20 protein-coding genes are annotated in these 20,183 nt (G+C 75.0%); 12 read left to right on the forward strand and 8 right to left on the reverse strand.

Annotation, left to right across the window (positions count from 1 at the left end; translation table 11 throughout):
- Positions 1–17: 17 nt before the first annotated feature.
- Complete coding sequence (locus QRT03_RS11235; protein ID WP_286052833.1) at positions 18–704, forward strand: maleylpyruvate isomerase family mycothiol-dependent enzyme; 687 nt, start codon at positions 18–20, stop codon at positions 702–704.
- A gap of 27 nt (positions 705–731) precedes the next feature.
- Entirely contained in the window at positions 732–1,481 is a 750-nt protein-coding gene (locus tag QRT03_RS11240) for an SAM-dependent methyltransferase (protein WP_286053350.1), read from the forward strand.
- Here QRT03_RS11240 and QRT03_RS11245 read toward each other — a convergent pair.
- From QRT03_RS11245 to QRT03_RS11265, 5 genes are read right to left on the reverse strand one after another with little or no spacing between them, the layout of a single operon-like run.
- The gene (locus QRT03_RS11245) at positions 1,478–3,112 is read right to left on the reverse strand and encodes an alpha/beta hydrolase (protein WP_286052834.1); all 1,635 of its coding nucleotides are present in this window, start codon (positions 3,110–3,112) and stop codon (positions 1,478–1,480) included. The two genes, QRT03_RS11240 and QRT03_RS11245, sit on opposite strands and share 4 nt — an antisense overlap.
- Before the next feature lie 46 nt (positions 3,113–3,158).
- Positions 3,159–3,506: an ester cyclase gene (locus tag QRT03_RS11250; RefSeq protein ID WP_286052835.1), complete on the reverse strand. Its 348-nt coding sequence runs from the start codon at positions 3,504–3,506 to the stop codon at positions 3,159–3,161.
- A 17-nt stretch (positions 3,507–3,523) separates the two neighbouring features.
- Positions 3,524–3,955: a protein-tyrosine phosphatase family protein gene (locus QRT03_RS11255; protein ID WP_286052836.1), complete on the reverse strand. Its 432-nt coding sequence runs from the start codon at positions 3,953–3,955 to the stop codon at positions 3,524–3,526.
- A 60-nt stretch (positions 3,956–4,015) separates the two neighbouring features.
- On the reverse strand, positions 4,016–4,699 hold the full coding sequence (locus QRT03_RS11260; protein ID WP_286052837.1) for a potassium channel family protein: 684 nt from the start codon (positions 4,697–4,699) through the stop codon (positions 4,016–4,018).
- A gap of 6 nt (positions 4,700–4,705) precedes the next feature.
- Complete coding sequence (locus QRT03_RS11265) at positions 4,706–5,371, reverse strand: potassium channel family protein (RefSeq protein WP_286052838.1); 666 nt, start codon at positions 5,369–5,371, stop codon at positions 4,706–4,708.
- A 122-nt stretch (positions 5,372–5,493) separates the two neighbouring features.
- Between QRT03_RS11265 and QRT03_RS11270 the strand changes: the two genes are divergently transcribed.
- The 7 genes from QRT03_RS11270 to QRT03_RS11300 all read left to right on the forward strand — a co-directional run bounded on the left by QRT03_RS11270 (position 5,494) and on the right by QRT03_RS11300 (position 15,019).
- Positions 5,494–7,551 carry an APC family permease gene (locus QRT03_RS11270; protein WP_286052840.1) on the forward strand — a complete coding sequence of 686 codons (2,058 nt, stop codon included), beginning with the start codon at positions 5,494–5,496 and terminating at the stop codon, positions 7,549–7,551.
- An 83-nt stretch (positions 7,552–7,634) separates the two neighbouring features.
- Positions 7,635–8,804 (forward strand): class I SAM-dependent RNA methyltransferase, encoded by a 1,170-nt coding sequence (locus QRT03_RS11275; protein WP_286053351.1) that lies wholly within the window; start codon positions 7,635–7,637, stop codon positions 8,802–8,804.
- 5 nt (positions 8,805–8,809) lie between these two features.
- Positions 8,810–10,000: an amidohydrolase family protein gene (locus tag QRT03_RS11280; RefSeq protein WP_286052841.1), complete on the forward strand. Its 1,191-nt coding sequence runs from the start codon at positions 8,810–8,812 to the stop codon at positions 9,998–10,000.
- Entirely contained in the window at positions 9,997–11,343 is a 1,347-nt protein-coding gene (locus tag QRT03_RS11285) for a M20 metallopeptidase family protein (RefSeq protein WP_286052842.1), read from the forward strand. Before QRT03_RS11280 ends, QRT03_RS11285 begins: the two co-directional genes overlap by 4 nt.
- On the forward strand, positions 11,340–11,924 hold the full coding sequence (locus QRT03_RS11290; protein WP_286052844.1) for a class I SAM-dependent methyltransferase: 585 nt from the start codon (positions 11,340–11,342) through the stop codon (positions 11,922–11,924). Before QRT03_RS11285 ends, QRT03_RS11290 begins: the two co-directional genes overlap by 4 nt.
- A gap of 73 nt (positions 11,925–11,997) precedes the next feature.
- Positions 11,998–14,013 carry a 1-deoxy-D-xylulose-5-phosphate synthase gene (gene dxs, locus QRT03_RS11295; protein ID WP_286052845.1) on the forward strand — a complete coding sequence of 672 codons (2,016 nt, stop codon included), beginning with the start codon at positions 11,998–12,000 and terminating at the stop codon, positions 14,011–14,013.
- Between the two features lie 325 nt (positions 14,014–14,338).
- The gene (locus tag QRT03_RS11300; protein WP_286052847.1) at positions 14,339–15,019 is read left to right on the forward strand and encodes a response regulator transcription factor; all 681 of its coding nucleotides are present in this window, start codon (positions 14,339–14,341) and stop codon (positions 15,017–15,019) included.
- On the opposite strand, the gene QRT03_RS11305 is transcribed toward QRT03_RS11300, so the two are convergent.
- Positions 15,004–15,588 carry a CGNR zinc finger domain-containing protein gene (locus QRT03_RS11305; RefSeq protein ID WP_286052848.1) on the reverse strand — a complete coding sequence of 195 codons (585 nt, stop codon included), beginning with the start codon at positions 15,586–15,588 and terminating at the stop codon, positions 15,004–15,006. The two genes, QRT03_RS11300 and QRT03_RS11305, sit on opposite strands and share 16 nt — an antisense overlap.
- Positions 15,589–15,679: 91 nt before the next feature.
- Between QRT03_RS11305 and QRT03_RS11310 the strand changes: the two genes are divergently transcribed.
- The gene (locus tag QRT03_RS11310; RefSeq protein ID WP_286052849.1) at positions 15,680–16,108 is read left to right on the forward strand and encodes a VOC family protein; all 429 of its coding nucleotides are present in this window, start codon (positions 15,680–15,682) and stop codon (positions 16,106–16,108) included.
- A 6-nt stretch (positions 16,109–16,114) separates the two neighbouring features.
- On the opposite strand, the gene QRT03_RS11315 is transcribed toward QRT03_RS11310, so the two are convergent.
- Positions 16,115–16,993 carry a beta-keto acid cleavage family enzyme gene (locus QRT03_RS11315; RefSeq protein WP_286052851.1) on the reverse strand — a complete coding sequence of 293 codons (879 nt, stop codon included), beginning with the start codon at positions 16,991–16,993 and terminating at the stop codon, positions 16,115–16,117.
- A gap of 196 nt (positions 16,994–17,189) precedes the next feature.
- On the opposite strand from QRT03_RS11315, the gene QRT03_RS11320 reads away from it, so the two are divergent.
- Together QRT03_RS11320 and QRT03_RS11325 are read left to right on the forward strand one after the other, a co-directional pair.
- Complete coding sequence (locus QRT03_RS11320; protein WP_286052852.1) at positions 17,190–17,486, forward strand: hypothetical protein; 297 nt, start codon at positions 17,190–17,192, stop codon at positions 17,484–17,486.
- Between the two features lie 116 nt (positions 17,487–17,602).
- Positions 17,603–18,835: a sensor histidine kinase gene (locus QRT03_RS11325; protein WP_286052853.1), complete on the forward strand. Its 1,233-nt coding sequence runs from the start codon at positions 17,603–17,605 to the stop codon at positions 18,833–18,835.
- On the opposite strand, the gene QRT03_RS11330 is transcribed toward QRT03_RS11325, so the two are convergent.
- Positions 18,790–20,148, reverse strand: coding sequence for an HRDC domain-containing protein (locus QRT03_RS11330; protein ID WP_286053353.1), 1,359 nt, complete (start codon positions 20,146–20,148; stop codon positions 18,790–18,792). The genes QRT03_RS11325 and QRT03_RS11330 overlap by 46 nt on opposite strands.
- Between the last annotated feature and the right edge of the window lie 35 nt (positions 20,149–20,183).

Here is a 20,183-nt window from a genome sequence, read left to right on the forward strand (position 1 = left end):
TCCGCCACCCTCACGGCATGGATGCGCACCGGTGGATCGAGTCGGTGGAGGCCGACGGCCGCGAGCTGGGCCGGCTCTGCCGGGAGCGACCGGACACCACCGTGCGCAGCTGCCCGGACTGGACCGGGGCCGACCTGCTGGCCCACGCCGCCGGCTTCTGCCGCACGCTCGACGGGCTCTTCGCGGGGACCCGCGAGGCCCGTGACCCCGCGATCGTCGTGCCGCCGTCCGAGGCCCTGCAGACCTACGACGTCGACCTCGCCGCCCTGCTGCGGCTGCTGCGGGAGACCGACCCCGGGACGCGGGTGGTCAACTGGAGCGTCCTCGAGGACGACGCGGCCTACTGGGTCCGGCGCGCGGCCCACGAGTTCGCGATCCACCGGTGGGACGCGGCCACGACGGGGGACGGCGAGCCCGCGCCGCTTCCCGCCGACCTCGCACGCGACGGCATCGCGGAGTTCTTCGAGGCCTTCGTCGCGACCGCGTTCGCCTACGGCTTCATGCCGCCGAACGAGGCCACGCTCGTCGTCGAGCTCACCGACCTCGACGAGACGCTCCGGGAGGACCTGCCCCGTCCCGGCCCGACGACGACGATCCGCGGCACGGCGTCCGACATCGTGCTCGCCTTCTGGCACCGTCGTGCCCCGACGGACTTCCACGTCGACGGCGACCGCGCGATCCTGGAGGCCTGGCCCCACATCTGACGAGCCCCACATCCGAGGAGGACGACCATCGACGTCGACCGGGCGAACGCGGCGCGGATCTACGACTACTTCCTCGGCGGGGCGCACCACTTCGAGGTCGACCGGAAGCAGGCGGAGCTGATCCTCGCCGGCAACCCGGACATGGCGCACACGTGCCGGGCCAACCGCTCCTACCTGCGCCGGCTCGTCCGGTGGTGCACCGCCCAGGGCATCGACCAGTTCCTCGACCTCGGCAGCGGCATCCCGACGGTCGGCAACGTCCACGAGATCGCCCCCGACGCCCGCGTGGCCTACGTCGACGTCGAGCCGGTGGCGGTCGAGTACGCCCGCGAGCTGACGGCCGAGCACGACCGGGTCCACGTGGTCCGGGCCGACCTCACGGTCCCGGGCGAGGTCCTCGACGCCGTCGCGGGCCACCTCGACCTGTCCCGGCCGGTCGCGGTGCTCGCGGTCGCCGTCCTGCACTTCGTCGACGACGACGTCGCGGCCGTCCTCGGCCACTACCGCGACGCCATGGCGCCCGGCGGGGTCCTCGCGATCAGCCACGGGAGCACGGACCTCGACGACCCGGAGCTCGCCGCCCGCACCCGGGCCATCCAGGAGGGCTACCGGACCAGCGCCTCGCCGGTGTTCCTCCGCGACCGCGCCGAGCTCCGCCGCGCGTTCACCGGGTTCGAGCTGGTCGAGCCCGTGATGCGCGACGTCGTCGACTGGCCCGCGCCGACGGGGGAGACCCCGGTCGGCGCGTACGCGGTGGTCGGGCGCCGCGCGGCCTAGGCACCGGGGGTGGGCAGCCCGCCGGCCTCCTGCACGGCGTGCACCCGTGCGGTGTCCGCGGGTGTCCAGCCCGGCGGCGGGACGACGTCCATCCACGCGTCCAGCGACTCGGGCCCGTAATTGTGCCCGTGCCCGAACGGCACCTCCTGCGCGCGGATCATGTCCATCGTGACCTGCCAGAACGTCACCAGCGGGTACCACCGCACGTTCGGCAGGACGTCGTCGCCGGGCGGCTCGGCCAGCCAGTCCGGCCGCTCCCAGAGCAGCCGGGGCGACCACCAGACGACCGGGTCGCTGGGGTGCTGCAGGTAGACCACGCGCGGGCCCGGCCAGGGCGCGGGAGGACTCGTCGTCAGGAACGGGGTGGCGCTGCCCCCGCCGAACCGCACCCGCTCCCCGTTCCCGACGACGGGTCGCACGGCCGGCGTGCCGGGGTCCCGGCGCTCGAGCAGCGAGCGCCACAGCGGCGACGAGTTCGGCGGCCCGTTCCACAGCGCGCCATCGCGGACCTCGTCGACCGAGTCGAACGCCGCCTGCGAGCCCAGCGCCCCCAGGGACTCCCCGAAGACCACGACCCGCGGCCGCGGGGCACCCGGGGGGAGCGCGTCCACCGCGGCGCGGACCGCGTCGAACAGGGTGCGGCCGGAGTCGGCGACGCGGTCGCCGTCGAGCAGCAGCGACAGCGCACTCGGCATCAGGGAGTACTGGCTGGTGACGACGGCGGTGTCCCCGCCCCAGGCCAGCTCCAGCGCGTCCACGGCCTCGGCGTCGACGAATCCGGTGCCGGTGGTGGTCAGCACGGCGATCACGGGCCGGTCGAACGCGCCGGTGCGGCGCAGCTCGTCGACGGCGAGTCGGGCGCGCTCCGCGGCGTCCGCGGAGCTGCCCAGGCCGACGTAGACCCGGATGGGATCGACCGCCGGCCGGCCGGAGGCCTCCGCCAGCGCGGCCGGGGCGGGGGTGTCGGAGACGAAGGTGCGGCCGCCCCGTCCGAGGGACTCCCAGGTCAACGGGGACGCGGGGGACCCGGAGCGTCGCGGGGAGGTGGGCTGCGTCGCGCCGCCGAAGGTGCCCGCGTCCTGCGCGGCGAAGGCACGGTCGAGCACGGTGCGGGCCGGGTTCACCCCGGGGATGCCGGCGACCGAGACCGCCATGAGGGCCACGAGGACGATCCCGAGCCCGACGACGACCCGTCGCGGCCACCGCGGCAGCGCGCGGACCCCGCGCACGATCGCGACCAGGAGCCCCAGGACCACCGCCGCCACCGGCACCGCGAGCAGCCAGTCGGGGACCGACGGCGCCGCGACGCCGAGCAGTGCCGCCTGCTCGACCTGCGAGCGGTACCCGGACAGCAGGGCCTGGACGATCACCGGGACCAGCAGCATCGCGAGCAGGACCCAGCCGACGGCGCGTAGGGCAGGAGACGGGGCGCGGTGGACGAGCGGACGGAGCAGGCGCGCCACGATCACACCGAGCAGGTAGCCCGCGGCCAGCATCACCCCGCAGACCAGTCCCTGGAAGAACCCGGTCCGCGGGATCAGAGTCGGCGTGCAGGACAGCGCCGCGAGCCCCACCCCCAACGCGAGCCCGAGCGGGTGCAGGGACCACCGGCGTCGCGAACGGTCGGGCACGCCCGCAGTCTGCCCTGTTGTCGATCAGCCGGTCGGTGGAGCCACCTCAGGGCAGCGGCAGGGAGGCGACCCAGTACTCGACGAACCGGCCGTCGGCGACGCGCAGCAGATCGTTGCCGATGAAGGTGACCGGGTTCCCGTCCTGCACGCCACGTCCGCGCCAGCGGCCGGCCACGAGCTCGCCGTCGACCAGCGGGCCGACCTCCACGACGAAGCTCAGTGCGTCCAGCATCCCGTGGGTCTCGCCGATGATCCGGGCGACCTCGTCCGGGCCGTGGACGTCGTGGTCCGGCCAGTGCCCGACGAAGTCGGCCGCGACGAGCTCCGGGGCGACGTCGAGGTCGCCGTTCCACAGCTCGTCGATCCAGCGGCGGTAGAGGTCCCGCGGGTCCATGGCGCGCAGCCTGCCAGCTACCGCGGCTGCTCCGCGAACCAGCGGACCCAGCGCCGTTGCCCGGGCGTCTCGACCGCCCGGCGGTGGTGGTGCGCCCGCACCCAGGCCACGGCCTCGTCCGGACCGAGTCCGTCCAGCGTCGCGAGGCAGGCCAGCACCGTCCCGGTGCGCCCGATCCCGCCGCCGCACGCGACCTCGACGACCTCGCTCGCGGCGCGCGCGTGCAGGGCCTCGATCGCGGTCCGGGCCTCGTCGGGATGGCGGGGGGTGCGGAAGTCCGGCCACACCAACCACCGGTGCGGCCAGATCAGGGCGGGGTCGTGACGGCGGGCCGCGCGTTCCGATCCGAGGTAGAGACCGAACGCGGGCGCCTCGGGCGGTGGACCGGACCGCAGGCCCCGGGCGCGCACGGTCCGCCCGTCCGGGAGCGTCAGAGGTGCGCCGTACATGGTCCGATTGTGACGTCCAGCGTCAGCATGGCCGCACTGCTGACACCGGGGCGGTGGGCCTCAGATCAGCTCCCGCCCACCGGGGTCGCCCGAGGTGAGCACGGAGTGGATCTCCTCCTCCACGCCCTCGCCGGCCACGAACAGCATCTCGTCGCCGGCCTCGAGCGGGTCGTCGGACTGCGGCACGATCACCCGGCCACCGCGCAGGATCGCCACCAGAGCGGCGTCCGCGGGGAGCGGGACGTCCCGGACCGGGCGCCCGGCCAGCGCGGTGTCGTCGGGGAGGGTCACCTCGACGAGGTTCGCCTTGCCCTGGCGCAGGGTGAGCAGGCGGACCAGGTCGCCGACCGAGACCGCCTCCTCGACCATCGCGGCGAGCATGCGCGGGGTGGAGACGGCCACGTCGACGCCCCAGGACTCGGTGAAGAGCCACTCGTTGCGCGGGTTGTTCACCCGGGCGACGACGCGGCGCACCGCGAACTCGGTCTTCGCGAGCAGCGAGACGACGAGGTTGACCTTGTCGTCCCCGGTCGCCGCGATGACCACGTCGCAGTTCTGCACCTGCGCGTCCTCGAGCGAGGCGACCTCGCAGGCGTCCGCGTGCACCCACTCGGCCTGCGGCACCGCCTCGGGTGCCACCTCCGCGAGGTCCCGCTCGATCAGCATCACCTCGTGGCCGTTCTCGATCAGCTCGGCCGCGATGGACTTGCCCACCGCGCCCGCCCCGGCGATCGTCACCCGCATCTCGCGCTACCCCCGCTCCGCCGGCGCGGTCAGCGCCGCCTGGGTGACCGACGCCACGGTCCCGCTCACGGCCGCGGCGTAGACGACGTCGTCGGCCTGGATGACCGTCTCCGGCTTCGTCAGCACCCCGGTGCCGAACCGCACGATGAAGGCGACGCGGCTGCCGGTGGCCTCCTCGAGGGCGGTCACGGGGTGCCCGGACCAGTCCTCGTGGAAGGGCAGCTGCATGATCGCGACGGTGCCGGACGGGTCGCGCCACGCGGTCGCGACGCCGTCGGGCAGCAGCATCCGCAGGAAGCGGTCGGTGGTCCAGGGCACGGTCGCGACGGTCGGGATGCCGAGGCGCTCGTAGACCGCGGCGCGCTTCGCGTCGTAGATCCGGGCGACGACGGTCTCCACGCCGAAGGTCTCGCGCGCGACGCGCGCGGAGATGATGTTGGAGTTGTCGCCGGAGGAGACGGCGGCGAACGCCTGGGCGCGGTGGATGCCGGCGGCGGTCAGCACCTCGCGGTCGAAGCCGACCCCGACGACCTCCTGGCCGTGGAAGTCGCTGCCCAGCCGGCGGAACGCCTGCGGGTCGCGGTCGACGACGGCCACCTCGTGACCGAGCCGCTCCAGCGACAGGGCCAGGGCGGACCCCACGCGGCCGCAGCCCATGACGACGATGTGCACGCGCCCTCCAGGTCGTTCCCGGTCCTGCCGCGCGCACGGTATCCGGTGGGCGGCCCTACGGCTGGGCTGCCCACCCGCCCCACCGATCCCACCGCTCCCGGTGTTCGGCCTACGCTCTGCGCGTGCCCAGGCTCGCGACCGCCGCGAAACGGCTCGTGCTCGGACTGCCGTTCCGCAGCGACGAGCTCTCGGACACGCTGCTGCGCAAGCGCATCGCGCTGCCCGTGTTCGCCTCCGACGCGCTGTCCTCGGTCGCCTACGCCCCGCAGGAGGTGCTGATCACCCTCTCGCTGGCGGGTCTCGGGGCCTACGTCTTCTCCCCGTGGATCGGCTTCGCGGTGGTGGTCGTGCTGGCCACCGTGGTGGTCAGCTACCGGCAGAACGTGCACGCCTACCCCTCCGGCGGCGGGGACTACGAGATCGCGACGACGAACCTCGGCCGGCACGCCGGGCTCACCGTCGCCTCCGCCCTGCTCGTGGACTACACGCTCACGGTCGCCGTCTCGGTGTCCTCGGCCGCGGACAACCTCGGCGCGCTCATCCCGTTCGTCGGGGAGCACAAGGTGCTCTTCAGCGTGCTCGCGATCGCCGTGCTCACCGCGATCAACCTGCGGGGCCTGCGGGAGTCGGGCGCGGCCTTCGCGATCCCCGTGTACTGCTTCATCGTCTGCCTGGGCGGGATGATCCTCGTCGGGGTGGTCCGGCTGCTGCTCGGGCACGACATGGTGGCCCCGAGTGCCGGCCTGGACGTGCGCTCCGAGGCCGACCACCAGCTCTCCAGCCTCGCCCTGATGTTCATCGTGCTGCGCTCGTTCACCCAGGGCTGCGCGGCGCTGACCGGTGTCGAGGCGATCTCCAACGGCGTCCCGGCCTTCCGCAAGCCCAAGTCGCGCAACGCGGCGACCACCCTGGCCCTGCTCGGCCTCATCGCCGTCGTCATGTTCGGCGGCATGCTGGCCCTGGCCCGCGCGACCGGGGTGCGCATGGCCGAGGACCCGGCGACGCAGCTGATCGGCGCTCCGCCGGGCTACAAGCAGGAGACGCTGATCGCCCAGCTCGCCGAGACGATCTTCTCGGGCTTCCCGCCCGGTTTCTGGGCGGTCACCATCTTCACCGCCCTGATCCTGGTGCTGGCCGCGAACACCGCGTTCAACGGCTTCCCGGTGCTCGGCTCGATCCTCGCGCAGGACCGCTACCTGCCCCGTCAGCTGCACACCCGGGGCGACCGGCTGGCCTTCTCCAACGGCATCCTGTTCCTGGCCTTCTTCGCCGTCGTGCTGGTGGTCGGCTTCGGAGCGGAGGTCACGGCGCTCATCCCGCTCTACACGGTCGGCGTGTTCGTCTCGTTCACGCTGTCCCAGCTGGGCATGGTCCGGCACTGGAACCGGCTGCTCGGCACCGAGACCGAGGAGGAGGAACGGGGCCGGCTGCGTCGCTCCCGGATGGTCTCCGGGTTCGGCACGGCCATGACCGGCGTGGTCCTCGTCGTCGTGCTGATCACGAAGTTCCTGGTCGGCGCGTGGATCGCGATCGTCGCGGGCGGGCTCGCCTTCCTGCTCATGCTCTCGATCCGGCGCCACTACGACCGCGTCGCCGAGGAGATCGCCGCCCCCGACGTCATCGACGCGGTGCTGCCCAGCCGCAACCACGCGATCGTCCTCGTCTCGACCGTCCACAAGCCGACGCTGCGGGCGGTCGCCTACGCCCGGGCGACGCGGCCGGACGTCCTCGAGGCGGTGACGGTCAACGTCGACGACGCCGACACCCGCAAGGTCGTCGCCGACTGGGAGCGCCGGCAGCTGCCCGTGCCGCTCAAGGTGCTGGAGTCGCCCTACCGCGAGATCACCCGGCCGATCCTGTCCTACGTCAAGCGGATCCGGAGCGACAACCCGCGCGACGTCGTCACCGTGTTCATCCCCGAGTACGTCCTCGGGCGGTGGTGGGAACAGGTCCTGCACAACCAGAGTGCGCTACGCCTCAAGGGGCGGCTGCTGTTTCAGAAAGGTGTCATGGTCGTCAGTGTGCCGTGGCAGCTGGAGTCCTCCGCCCGGCTCGCCGCCCCCCGGCCCCAGGGCGCTCCCGGCTCCGCCCGGCGCGGTTACGAGGCCCCGCCGGCCAACGGCGTGCGGCCGGGGTCGACGTCGTCACCCCCAGGCGGCGACCGGGCGGACGTGCGATGAGCGCGGGAGACGGAGCGCAGCGGAGCTCGACCCTCGATCCGACGACGGGGGCGGCCCCCGAGCGCACGGACTGGACCGACCGGATGCTCGACGTCGAGGTCGGGCCGGTCGCCCACGGCGGGCACTGCGTGGCCCGGCACGAGGGCCGGGTCGTGTTCGTCCGACACGCCCTGCCCGGCGAGCGCGTGCACGCCGTGGTCACCGAGGACCACGGCGGGTCGTTCTGCCGCGCCGACGCGGTGACCGTCCTCGACGCCGCCCCCGGCCGCGTCACCCCGGCCTGCCCCTGGGCGGGCCCCGGGGGCTGCGGGGGCTGCGACTGGCAGCACGCCGACCACGACACCCAGCGGGACCTCAAGGCCGCCGTCGTCGCCGAGCAGCTGTCCCGGATCGCCGGGATCGAGCGCGACGTCGTGTGCGAGGCCCTGCCCGGTGGCCCCCTGGGGTGGCGCACGCGGATGCGGATGGCGGTCACCGACGACGGGCGTCCCGGGTTGCGGGCGCACCGCAGCCACGAGGTGCTGCCGGTCGGCGACTGCCCGATCTCCGTCCGCGGCGCCCTCGACCCGGTCCTCGCGCAGGCCTGGACGCCGACCGCGGAGATCGAGATCGTGGCCGACGCGGCGGGCGAGACGCACGCGAGCGAGCTGTTCGAGGGGGAGCGCCGCCTCGAGATCGGCTCCGGCGTCGCGCACGAGCACGCCGCCGGCCGGGACTGGACGCTGCCCGCGCCGGCCTTCTGGCAGGTGCACCCGGGTGCGGCCGACGCCGTCGTCGCGGCCGCGGTGGCGGGCGTCGGGGAGCTCGGTCCCGACGACGTCGTCTGGGACCTGTACGGCGGCGCGGGCCTGATCGCCGCCGCCCTCGCCGAGCGCGCCGGGACCGTCGTGGACGTCGAGTCCGACCCGGACGCCACCGCGGCGGCGGGGGAGAACCTGGCCGACCTGCCCGCCGCGCGGGTGGTCCGGGGCCGGGTGGAGAAGGTCCTGGACTCCCTGGCGCGCACCACCGCGCCCGACGTCATCGTGGCCGACCCGCCGCGCAAGGGCCTCGGGCGCGAGCTCGCGGCCCGGATCGGCGCCGTCGGCGCGCGCCGGATCGTGCACGTGGCGTGCGACCCGGCGGCCCTCGCCCGGGACGTCGCCGCGCTCGGGGAGGCCGGTTACGACCTGGCCGACCTGCGGGTCTTCGACGCGTTCCCGATGACCCACCACGTCGAGTGCGTGGCGACCCTCGTCCGCCGCGGCGGGTGAGCCCCGTGGCGCCCGGCGGCGGCAGCCTCGTCTCGCTGGGCCTGGTGCCGGCGGGGCCGGTGAGCTTCCTCGACGGGGTGCCGCTGGTCGACCACCACTGCCACTCGGTGGTGGCCGACGACCTCGACCGATCCGGCTTCGAGTCGCTGCTGACCGAGGGCAGCGGTCCGGCGCCGGGCACGTCGGCGTTCGACTCCCGCCTGGGCTTCTCGGTGCGCCGCTGGTGCTCCCCGGTGCTGGGCCTGCCCCCGCACGCCCCCGCGCAGGACTACGTCGACCGGCGCGCCGAGCTGGGCGCGGGATCGGTGTCCCGCGCGATGCTGCGGGCGGCGGGCTCGGGCACGCTCCTGGTCGACCACGGGTTCGCCGCGGGTGGCCTGCTCGGCCTGGACGATCTCGCGGAGACCGCCGGCATCCCGGTCGGGGAGGTCGTCCGGCTCGAGGCGGTCGCCGAGGAGATCGCGGACGCCGGCGTGGACGCCGCCGGGTTCGGCGAGGCGCTGCGGGCGGAGGTGGTCCGCCGCACCGCGCCCGGGCTCCGGCCGCTGCCGGTCGCCTGCAAGACGGTGCTGGCCTACCGCGCGGGGCTCGACGTCGACCCGCACCGGCCGGAGGCCGCGGAGGTCGCCACCGCGGCGGACGGGTGGTTGACCCGCCGGTCCCGCGAGGGCGAGCCCCTGCGCGACCCGGTGCTGCTGCGCCACGGGGTCTGGGCGGGCCTGGACACCGGCCTGCCGCTGCAGCTGCACACCGGGTTCGGCGACTCCGACGAGGACCTGCACCGGTCCGACCCCGCGCTGCTCGCCGGCCTGGCGCGCCTGGTGGAGCCCCTCGGGGTCCCGCTGATGCTGCTGCACACCTACCCCTTCCACCGCCAGGCGGCGTGGATGGCGCAGGTGTTCTCGTGCGTCTACGTCGACGTCAGCCTCGCGGTGCCGCACGTCGGCTCGCGCGCCCCCGACGTGATCGCCGAGATGCTGGAACTGGCACCCTTCGCCAAGATGCTCTACGCCTCGGACGCCTACGGGCTGCCCGAGCTGCACCTGCTCGGGGCCCTGCGGTTCCGGGCGGCCCTGGGTGGGCTGCTCGAGCAGGCCTGTGCGAACGACGAGATCTCTCCCGCCGACGCCGAACGGGTGGCCATCATGATCGCGCGCGACAACGCCCTGCGGATCTATCCGCGGATCCCGGCATGAGCAGGAGCATCAAGGGGAGCACGCCGATAGGGGAGCTCGATCATTGGGAGGGGACGACGGAGGTCCCGATCTCCGGCGGTCCCCAGCAGGCCCGGGACGGTGCGGTGCGGGCGCGGCCGGTACCCGTGCCGACGGAGCTCGTAGCGGCGCTCGAGGCCGAGCTCGGCGCGGCGGTCGAGCTGCGGCACGCGCTGCACCGCGAGCCGCGCCGCTCCGGCGACGAGGCCGACTCCCGCGACGCGGTGGCGGCGGCCCTGGGCACGACCCTCGAACCGGTCGCGGGCACCGGCGGCATGCTCCGCCTGGGCGGTCCCGGCCCCGCGGTCGCCGTCCGCGGGGAGCTCGACGCCCTGCCGGTCACCGAGGCGACCGGCCTGCCGTTCAGCTCGCTCCGCGAGGGCACCGCGCACGTGTGCGGCCACGACGTGCACACCGCCGCGCTCGTCGCCCTGACCCGGGCCGTGCGCGCCGTCGGCCCGGACGTGCTCGGGGCCCCGCTGCTCGCCGTGTTCCAGCCGCGCGAGGAGGCCGCGCCGAGCGGGGCCGCGGACGTCGTCGTCGCCCCGGAGTTCCGCGCGCATACGCCGACCGCGATGCTCGGGGTGCACGTCCAGCCGGAGCTGCCCCGCGGGGTCGTGTCCGCCCGGCCCGGCCCGGTGAACGCCTCCGCCGACGAGATCGAGATCCGGGTGCACGGCAGCGCCGGCCACGGCGGCTACCCGCACCGCACCCGCGACCCGGTCCTCGCGCTGGCCGCCGTGGTGGTCGGGCTGCAGCAGATCGTGGCCCGCCGGGTGAACCCGCTCGAGGCCGGCGTCGTGACGATCGGGCAGATGACCGCGGGCACGGCACCCAACGTCGTGCCGGCCGAGGCGTCGGCGCGGGGCACCGTGCGGGCCCTGGACGCCGACCGGGACGCGATCCTGGCCGCGGTGCGCGAGGTCGTCGAGCACACCGCGCAGGCCCACGGGTGCCGCGGGGAGGTGACGGTGGTGCCGAACGAACCCGCCGTCGTGAACGACGAGGGCCTGGCCGCCGCGATCGCGGCGACCCTGGGCGGGCGGCGCGGGGACGAGCGCGCCGCCCCGACCGGGCTGCGCCTCGACACCCGCTTCCGCTCGTGTGGCGCGGACGACTTCTCGCACTACTCGGCCGCGGGTACTCCGTCCGTCATGCTTTTCGTCGGCACCGCGGCGTCCGACGCCGTCGCCGGCACCGTTCCCGGCCTGCACCATCCGGCCTTCGCCCCCGACGACGCGATGGTCGGCGAGGTCGCGCGCGCCCTGCTCGCCGCCGTGGTCGCCGCCGGGCCGTCCCTTCGTGCTCCCCAGGAGAACCCGTGACCGAGATCCGCCACTTCTCGACCGCCTTCCTGCGCGACCCGCTGCACGTCGCCGCCCTGTTCCCGAGCTTCCCGCCGCTGTGCCGGCAGGCGATCGCGCCGCTGCCGGAGTCCGGCGACCCGGTCGTCGTGGACCTGGGGGCGGGCACCGGTTCGGTCACCGACGAGATCCAGGCGCGGCTGCGGGGGCGGGGCCGGCACATCGCGGTCGAGATGGACGAGGGCATGGCCGAGGTGCTGGCGCGCCGCCACCCCGACGTCGAGGTGATGTGCACCGACGCGCACACGGCGGTGGAGAAGCTGCTCGCCGAGGGCGTGCGGGCGGATCTGTCGGTCTCCGGCCTCCCGTGGCTCGCGACCGCCCCGAAGGACCGCTCGATCTTTCCGCTGCTGGGGCGCCTGGCCGCGCCCGGCGGGGCCGTGACCCAGCTCGCGCACGCCTGGATCCGGTTCTTCCCGACCGCCAAGCAGGTGCAGCGCAACCTCGAGGAGACCTTCGAGGAGGTCGTGGTCAGCCGCACCGTGTGGCTGAACGCACCGCCCGCCGTGGTCTACGTCGCCCGCCGCCCCCGCACGGCGTAACTCCTCTCACGGACCCCCCGTCCGGCGCTCGCCACACCGGGCGGGCGGCCGCACAGCTCGTAGACTGGCCGCCGTGAGTCTGCTCCAGCGCGTCCGAACCCCGGCCGACCTGCGGGCCCTCGACGCCGGCGAGGTCGACACGCTCGCCGCGGAGATCCGTGGGTTCCTGGTGGACAAGGTCTGCCGCACGGGGGGCCACCTGGGCCCGAACCTCGGGGTCGTGGAGCTCACCCTCGCCCTGCACCGCGTCTTCGACTCCCCGCGCGACGCCCTGGTGTTCGACACCGGGCACCAGAGCTACGTGCACAAGATCCTCACCGGGCGGTCCGAGGAGTTCGACGGGCTGCGCCAGGGCGGCGGCCTGTCCGGCTACCCCAGCCGCACCGAGAGCGAGCACGACCTCGTCGAGAACTCGCACGCCTCCACGGCGCTCTCCTGGGCCGACGGGCTGGCGAAGGCCGACGCCCTCACGGGGCGGGACCGCTCCGTCGTCGCGGTCGTCGGCGACGGTGCGCTCACCGGCGGCATGTGCTGGGAGGCGTTGAACAACATCGCGGGGTCGGACCGGCCCGTCGTCATCGTGGTCAACGACAACGGACGCTCCTACGCGCCGACGATCGGCGGGCTCTCCGAGCGGCTGTCGTCGCTGCGCCTCGCGCCGCGCTACGAGGACGTGCTCGAGCACGGCAAGCGGGCGCTGCGGAGGATTCCGTGGGTCGGCGGCACGCTGTACTCCGCGATGCACGCCGCGAAGGCCGGGGTGAAGGACGCCATCTCGCCGCAGGCGCTGTTCTCCGACCTCGGCCTGAAGTACCTCGGGCCGGTGGACGGTCACGACACCGCGACGCTGGAGTCCGCGCTGCAGGCGGCGCGCGACTTCGGCGGGCCGGTGATCGTGCACGCGGTCACCGCCAAGGGCCGCGGGTTCGCCTCCGCCGAGCAGGACGTCGCCGAGCAGATGCACTCGGTCGGCGCGCTGGACCCGGAGACGGGTCTGCCGATCGGCCCGAAGCCGCGCGAGTGGACCGCGGAGTTCACCGACACCATGCTCGAGCTCGGCCGGGAGCGCTCCGACGTCGTCGCGATCACCGCCGCGATGCCCGGGCCCACCGGCCTCGCCCCCTTCGGCGAGGTGTACCCGGAGCGGCTGTTCGACGTCGGCATCGCCGAGCAGCACGCCATGACCTCGGCGGCGGGGCTCGCGCACGGCGGCCTGCACCCCGTCGTCGCGATCTACTCGACGTTCCTCAACCGCGCCTTCGACCAGCTGCTCATGGACGTGGCGCTGCACCGCGAGCCGGTCACGGTCGTGCTCGACCGGGCCGGCGTCACCGGCAGCGACGGCGCCTCGCACAACGGCATGTGGGACCTGTCGGTGATGGGCATCGTCCCGGGCCTGCGGGTGGCCGCGCCGCGCGACGCGCAGACGCTGCGCGAGGAGCTCCGGGAGGCCGTCGACATCGCCGACGGCCCGACCGCGCTGCGGTGGTCCAAGGGCGCCGTGCCCGCCGGGGTCGCCGCGCTGCGCCGCGTCGGCGGCGAGTCCGGGCCGGGCGCGGTCGACGTGCTCGCCGAGCCCGGCCGGGTCCCGCGCACCGCGCCGCGCCCCACCGCGGTCGAGCAGCTCGAGCGGGACCCGGAGGACGCGCCGCCGGAGGTCCCGGACGTGCTGCTCGTGTGCGTCGGGGCGTTCGGGCAGCTCGGCGTGGAGGCGGCCGACCGGCTCACCGCGCAGGGCATCGGGGTGACCGTGGTCGACCCGCGCTGGTTGCAGCCGGTCCCGTCGGTGCTGCTGGAGCTGGCCGCCGGGCACCGGCTCGTGGTGACCGTCGAGGACGGCGGGCGCCATGGCGGCTTCGGGTCCGCGCTGTCCGATGCACTGAGCGAGGCCGGCGTCGACGTCCCGGTGCGCCGGATCGCCCTCGACCAGGAGTTCCTGCCGCACGACAGTCGCGGCGCGGTCCTGGCGAAGGCTGGGCTCACCGACCAGGACGTGGCGCGCCGCGTGACCGAGTGGGTCTCCGGTCGGGCCGGCGACGTCGCGCCGGTGCCGGACCTTCCGCGGGCCGCGGGCGGCAGCACGCACTGACCGGGCTCCCGTTGCGCGCCGCACACGGTCGGCGGGGTTCGTGCGTTGGCGGCGGTCCGTTGCGCGCCGCACACGGTCGGCGAGATGTGCGCCTCTCGCCGTCCGTGTGCGCGGCGCAACGGCCGAGTGGTGAGGATCGACTCGGCCCGGCCGTGTGTGTCCCGCAACGCCGTGCCGGCACGACCCACTCGAGCTCCCCGGGTCGACGAGGTCCTCGGCCGGCAGTTCCAGCGTGATGCGCAGGAATGGCGGGACCGTCGGATCGACCGGAAGGGCCCAGCGACTTCTCAGGTGCACCTCAGGCGTGCGGTGGCATCGTGGAGGAGTGCGCATTCTGATCGTGGAGGACGAGCAGGCCCTGGCCGACGCGCTGGCGCGTGGGCTGCGGCGCGAGGGGATGGCGGTCGACGTCGCCTACGAAGGCGACACCGGCTCGGAGAAGGCGTCGGTCACGCGGTACGACGTCATCGTGCTCGACCGTGACCTGCCCGGGCGTTCCGGTGACGACCTGTGCGCCGAGGTCGCGGGTGGCGTCACGCGGGTCATCATGCTGACCGCGAGCGGGACGCTGCGCGACAAGGTCGCGGGCCTCGCCCTCGGCGCGGACGACTATCTCGCGAAGCCGTTCGACTTCCCCGAGCTGGTGGCCCGCATCCGGGCCCTGGGCCGTCGCGCCGTCCCCGCGACGCCGCCGATCCTCGAGGCCGCGGGCGTCGTCCTCGACCCGGCCAAGCGCACCGTCGTGCGCGAGGGCACGACGGTGGATCTCACGCGCAAGGAGTTCGGCGTCCTCGAGGTGCTGATGGCCGCGGGCGGTGCAGTGGTCTCCTCCGAGGAGCTGCTCGAGCGGGTCTGGGACGAGAACGCCGACCCGTTCACGACGACGGTGCGGGTCACCGTCATGACGCTGCGCAAGAAGCTCGGCGAGCCGGGCATCATCGACACGGTGGTCGGCTCCGGTTACCGCGTGCGCGCGGACGCCCCGGCGGCTCACGCCGGGGTCTGACCGGCCCCGTCCGCCCGGCGCGCCCGACGGCGCTGCACGAACGCCGCCTGCTTGTTGGCCGCCCCGCACTCGGCCATCGAGCACCACACGCCCGAGCCGTTGCGGGACGTGTCGTAGAACGACGTGCGGCAGCGGCCGTCCCGGCACACCTTGAGCCGCTCCCGCTGTCGCGGGTCCGCCGTCACCAGCCCCGCGAGCGCCGCGGCGAGCGCGCCCCGGGCGGTCCCGACGCCGGGTGCGAGCGCCGGACCCGTCGTCGTGAAGTGCAGGGGGAGCCGGTCGGCGACGCCGTCGAGTGCGGCCAGGGCGGCCGGGTCCTCGGGACGGCCGGAGTCGGTGCGGGGCGCGAGCACGGCCCGGACCCCTTCACGGACGACGAGCGCCAGCGCGACGTCGTCGTCGGTCACCTCGTCCGGGGCCAGCGGGTCGCCGCACGCCGACGCCCACCGCGCGAGGTCCGCCGGCGTCGCGAGCCTCTCCTCGCCGCCGCCGGTCAGGCGGCCGTACCAGGTGTTGACCAGGCTCTGCGCACGGTGCAGCGGGGCCGGGGCGGGGTCCGGGACGAACATGCCGGTGAAGTTACCACCGAAAGCTCTTGACCGGTCACCGAGTGACCGACAAACTTCGAACACTGGTAACACCGCACCGGAGGAGCCCGAGATGTTCCGTGGATTCGCGACCCTGAACCTGTACGCGGACGACGTCCTCGCCGCGCGCGACTGGTACGCCGAGGTCTTCGGGGTGGAGGCGTACTACGCGTTCCCCGCCGAGCGGCCCGCGTACGTGGAGTTCCGGGTCGGCGACGACGAGGACGAGATCGGCATCATCGACCGCCGCTGGGGCCCGGCCGGCGCGGGCGGGGCGCCGGGCGGCGCGATCATGCACTGGCACGTCGACGACCTGGCGGGCACGGTCGCGCGCCTGCTCGCCCTCGGCGCGACCGAGTACCAGCCGGTCACCGCGCACGGCGACGACGGCGGGTTCCTGACGGCGGCCGTCGTCGACCCGTTCGGCAACGTCCTGGGCGTGATGCACAACCCGCACCACCTGGCGATGCTCGAGGCCCGCGCCGAGGTGCCCGCCGCCTGACGCGGCTCAGCCGTCCAGGATCGCCCGGGCCTCGGTGCACGTTGCGGGACGGCGGCCGGCGGCGGTGAGCACCTCGAGCACCTCGTCGAGCAGTTCGACGTTCGTCGGCCGGCGCGGGCCCGCGTAGTCCTCCAGGCCCACCCGCACGTGCCCGCCGCGCTCCAGGGCCAGCGCCGCCAGGCCGGAGCCCACCACGTCACCGCCCAGCACGGCCACCGACCAGGGCAGGCCCGAGCCCTCCAGCAGCTCGCAGTACGCGTCGAGCGCCCGCTCGGTGGGCGGCAGGCCGAACTGCAGGTCCCCGCCGAAGTAGAGCTTCACCATCGCGCCCGGGGGCACACGCCCATGGCGGGCCAGCGTCAGCGTCGTGCGCAGGAAGCCGGGCTCGAAGATCGAGATCGAGGGCCGGGCGCCGAGCTCGCCGGTGCGACGGAACATGTACTCGGTGTCGGCGATGCTGTTCTGGTACGGCTCCGCGGCCGCCGCCGGTGCGCACTCGCCGGAGTCGAGCAGGCCGACGTTCACCGACCCCGGGTCGACCAGGGTCATGCCGCCCAGCCCGCGCCGGGCGAGCTCCTCGACGTGCCCCCACTTCCGCTCCACCGGGATGCCGCGCGCCCCGGCGCCCATGGTCGGGTACAGCAGCGCGTCCGGGTACTGCTCGACGACGGGGGTCCACGCCTCGACGTAGGGGGCGGGGGAGTGGACGGCGTCGGTAGTGAACATCGGCTCGTCGTTGTGGTTGTGGGCGATCGCGGCCCCGCCGGCCAGGCACGCGAGCATGTCGTCCGCGATCTCGGCCGGCGTGCGGGGCACGTGCGGGTTGGCCTCGCGGGTGGTGGTGCCGTTGACGGCGACCTCGACGATCACGGCGTCGGTGCTCATCGCCGCAGCATGCCGCACCGCCCTGACCAGGCGAGACGGGACACGTTATCCGGCCATGATCACCTGATCGGCGGAACGCGCGTCGGAAATCGTGCCCCGGGGATCGGGAGCTTCGTTCACTACACGTATCCGGACGGTGTCGGACCGTGATCGTCCGGAGGCTCCCCCCAGAGAGGAACACCCCATCATGTCGATGATGCGCAAGGCCGTCCTGGCGTCGGCCCTCATCTCCTCCGGCCTGGTCTCCACCGCCGGCCTGGCGATGGCCCACGAGACCGACGGGACGGCCCAGAAGGGCGTCGTCAACTCCTCGGACTTCGCGCCGAACACCCCGGTGAACGTCTGCAACAACGACGTCCCGGTCAACGTCCTCGGCGTCCAGGTGCCGGTGCAGGACAACGCCGCCAGCGTCCCGGTGGGATCCGACGCGAAGCACGGCAACACCGCGGGCATCAGCAAGTCCTGCTCGTCGCCGATCCAGGCGATCAACTGACGTCGTAGCCACCGGGCCCGGTGCCACGTCCCCGCGGGGGGACGGGTGCCGGGCCCGTCGTGTGCGACCGACACCTTCACACGTGGGGTGCGCACGCGGTCGTAGGCTCACCCACCGTGCTCCGTCCGGCCGCCCCACCCCGCACCCGGCGCCGCCGTGGCCCGGGTCTGCGTGTCCGGCTGACCCTGCTCGCGACCGGCCTGGTCGCCGCGGTCTCCGCGCTGCTGCTCTGGCTGGGCTGGATGCTCGTCGGGGAGGTCGCGACGACGTTGCCGACGCTGCCCCCGCAGACCCCGGTGCTGGTGGACGACGTCCCGGTGCCGGCCGGGGAGATCGCCGACGCCCTCGGCCACAGCGCGCGCGCCGAGGTGCTGCAGGTCGGCTCGGTCGCCTTCGCGCTCGTGGTGGTGGCCGCGGCGCTGGTCTCCTGGGTCCTGACGGGGCACGTGCTGCGCCCCGTGCACGACGTCACCGCCACCGCCCGCCGGCTCTCGGCGGAGTCGCTGGACGCCCGGATCGACCTGGAGGGCCCGCGCGACGAGGTCGCCGAGCTCGCGGACACCTTCGACGCGATGCTCGACCGGCTCCAGGCCGCCTTCGACGCCCAGCGCCGGTTCGTCGCCAACGCCAGCCACGAGCTGCGGACCCCGCTCGCCGTCCTGCGCACCGAGATCGACGTGACGCTCGCCGACCCGGACGCCGACGTCGACGAGCTGCGCCGGATGGCCGCGGTGCTGCGCGACGCCACCCGCCGGGCCGAGGGCCTCGTCGACGGCCTCCTGCTGCTCGCCCGCACGGAGGCGGCCGAGCGTCGCGCGGACGACGGCGACGAGCCGGTCGATCTCGACCTCGCGGCCCGGGGCGCGCTGGACGCCGTGCGGGCCGAGGTCGAGGCGCGGCGGCTGCGGGTGGAGGTCACGACCGCGCAGGCGGCGGAGGGCGACGACGGCCCCGTGCCCGCCGCGATCGTGGTCGGCGACGCCGCGCTGCTGGAGCGGGTGGTCGGGAACCTCGTCGAGAACGCGGTCCGGCACAACGTCGAGGACGGCTGGATCACGGTGCGCTCCGGCCCGGGCGCCGGTCCGGGCGAGGTGGAGCTCGTGGTGGCGTCGTCCGGTCCGGTGCTCGACCCGGCCCGGGTCCCGGACCTGTTCGAGCCGTTCCGCCGGGGGGCCGACCGGGTCGGCACGGGGTCGGGCCTGGGGTTGTCGATCGTCCGGGCGGTCGTCCGCGCGCACCGGGGGACGGTGTCCGCCGAACCGGTCGACGGCGGCGGGCTCTCGGTGCGGGTCGCGCTGCCCGGTCAGGTCTCCGGGTCGCTGAACACCGGCGTGACCGTCCCGACCTGAGCCCGCTCCGCGCTGCCGCCGCGGCGCCGCCGGCGGCGCGGGGCCCGGCGGGGTCCGTCCCCGCCGGCCGGGGCGGGGGTCGTGTCCGGGTCGCCGGAGCGGTCGGCCGCCTCGGGGGGCGCGGTCTCGGCCAGCGCGGCCACGAGGCCGGGCAGGGCCAGCTCGCGCTGCCAGGGCCGGGCACCACCCGTCGTCAGGACCTCGTCGACGGCGGACGCGTCGGCCGGGTCGGGCGGGGTCCAGCAGAGCCGGCGGACGAGGTCGGGCTGCAGGAGGTTCTCCACCGGGGTGTCCCACTGCTCGGACAGGGTCGCGAGGTGGGCGCGGGCGGCGGTGAGCCGGGCCGCCGCGTCCGGGTCCTTGTCGGCCCAGCGGTTCACCGGGGGCGGGCCGTCGCCGGCGGGGGACGTCGCGGGCAGGTCCTCGGCGGGCAGGCCACGGCCGGTGCGCACGGCGCGCCACCAGCGGTCGGCGAGCCGGCGCTGGCGGCTGCCGCGGAAGACGGGCATCTCGGTCAGCGCCTCGCGGGAGTCGGGCTCGCGCAGGGCGGCGTCGACGATCGCAGCGTCGGGCAGCAGCCGGCCCGGTGCGACGTCGCGGGACTCGGCGAGCTCGTCGCGCGATTCCCAGAGCGCGCGCACCACGGCCAGCTGCCGGGGGCGCCGCACCTTGTGCATCCCGGAGGTCCGTCGCCACGGCTCGGCCCGGCGGGCGGGGGGACCGGCGAGGCGGACCGCCTCGAACTCCTGCCGGGCCCACTCGGCCTTGCCCTGCCGATCGAGGTCGGCGGCGAGCAGGTCACGCATCGCCACGAGCAGCTCGACGTCGAGGGCGGCGTAGACCAGCCAGTCGTCGGGCAGGGGGCGGGTGGACCAGTCGGCGGCGCCGTAGCCCTTGCGCAGGTGCACGCCGAGCAGACGCTCGGCGAGGGGGCCGAGCCCGACGCGCGGGTAGCCGGCGAGGCGCCCGGCGAGCTCGGTGTCGAACAGGGCGTCGGGACGCATGCCGACCTCGGCGAGGCACGGCAGGTCCTGCGACGCGGCGTGGAGCACCCACTCGACGCCGCGCAGTGCGTCGCCGAGGACGGACAGGTCGCCGTCGAGGGCGATCGGGTCCACGAGGGCCGACCCGGCACCCTCCCGGCGCAGCTGCACCAGGTAGGCGCGGGCGGAGTAGCGGAACCCCGACGCCCGCTCGGCGTCCACCGCGACCGGGCCGCTGCCCGCAGCCAGGTCCTCGGCGAGTGCCGTCAGGCGGTCCCGATCGGTGATGATCGGGGGGACCCCGTCGGCGGGGGCGAGCAGCTCGGTGATCTCCGCACCGGTCTCCTCGCCCCCGTCGGCGGACG

This window comes from Actinomycetospora termitidis, from assembly GCF_030286555.1.
Classification (GTDB): domain Bacteria; phylum Actinomycetota; class Actinomycetes; order Mycobacteriales; family Pseudonocardiaceae; genus Actinomycetospora; species Actinomycetospora termitidis.

What these genes read in the sequence shown, in the direction of transcription:
- QRT03_RS11250 (WP_286052835.1), bottom strand. Translation starts at nt 3,506, where the DNA reads ATGGACCCGCGGGACCTCTACCGCCGCTGGATCGACGAGCTGTGGAAC.
- QRT03_RS11305 (WP_286052848.1), bottom strand. Translation starts at nt 15,588, where the DNA reads ATGTTCGTCCCGGACCCCGCCCCGGCCCCGCTGCACCGTGCGCAGAGC.
- QRT03_RS11255 (WP_286052836.1), bottom strand. Translation starts at nt 3,955, where the DNA reads ATGTACGGCGCACCTCTGACGCTCCCGGACGGGCGGACCGTGCGCGCC.
- QRT03_RS11320 (WP_286052852.1), top strand. Translation starts at nt 17,190, where the DNA reads ATGCGCAAGGCCGTCCTGGCGTCGGCCCTCATCTCCTCCGGCCTGGTC.
- QRT03_RS11235 (WP_286052833.1), top strand. Translation starts at nt 18, where the DNA reads ATGGATGCGCACCGGTGGATCGAGTCGGTGGAGGCCGACGGCCGCGAG.
- QRT03_RS11310 (WP_286052849.1), top strand. Translation starts at nt 15,680, where the DNA reads ATGTTCCGTGGATTCGCGACCCTGAACCTGTACGCGGACGACGTCCTC.
- QRT03_RS11315 (WP_286052851.1), bottom strand. Translation starts at nt 16,993, where the DNA reads ATGAGCACCGACGCCGTGATCGTCGAGGTCGCCGTCAACGGCACCACC.
- QRT03_RS11285 (WP_286052842.1), top strand. Translation starts at nt 9,997, where the DNA reads ATGAGCAGGAGCATCAAGGGGAGCACGCCGATAGGGGAGCTCGATCAT.
- QRT03_RS11275 (WP_286053351.1), top strand. Translation starts at nt 7,635, where the DNA reads ATGCTCGACGTCGAGGTCGGGCCGGTCGCCCACGGCGGGCACTGCGTG.
- QRT03_RS11260 (WP_286052837.1), bottom strand. Translation starts at nt 4,699, where the DNA reads ATGCGGGTGACGATCGCCGGGGCGGGCGCGGTGGGCAAGTCCATCGCG.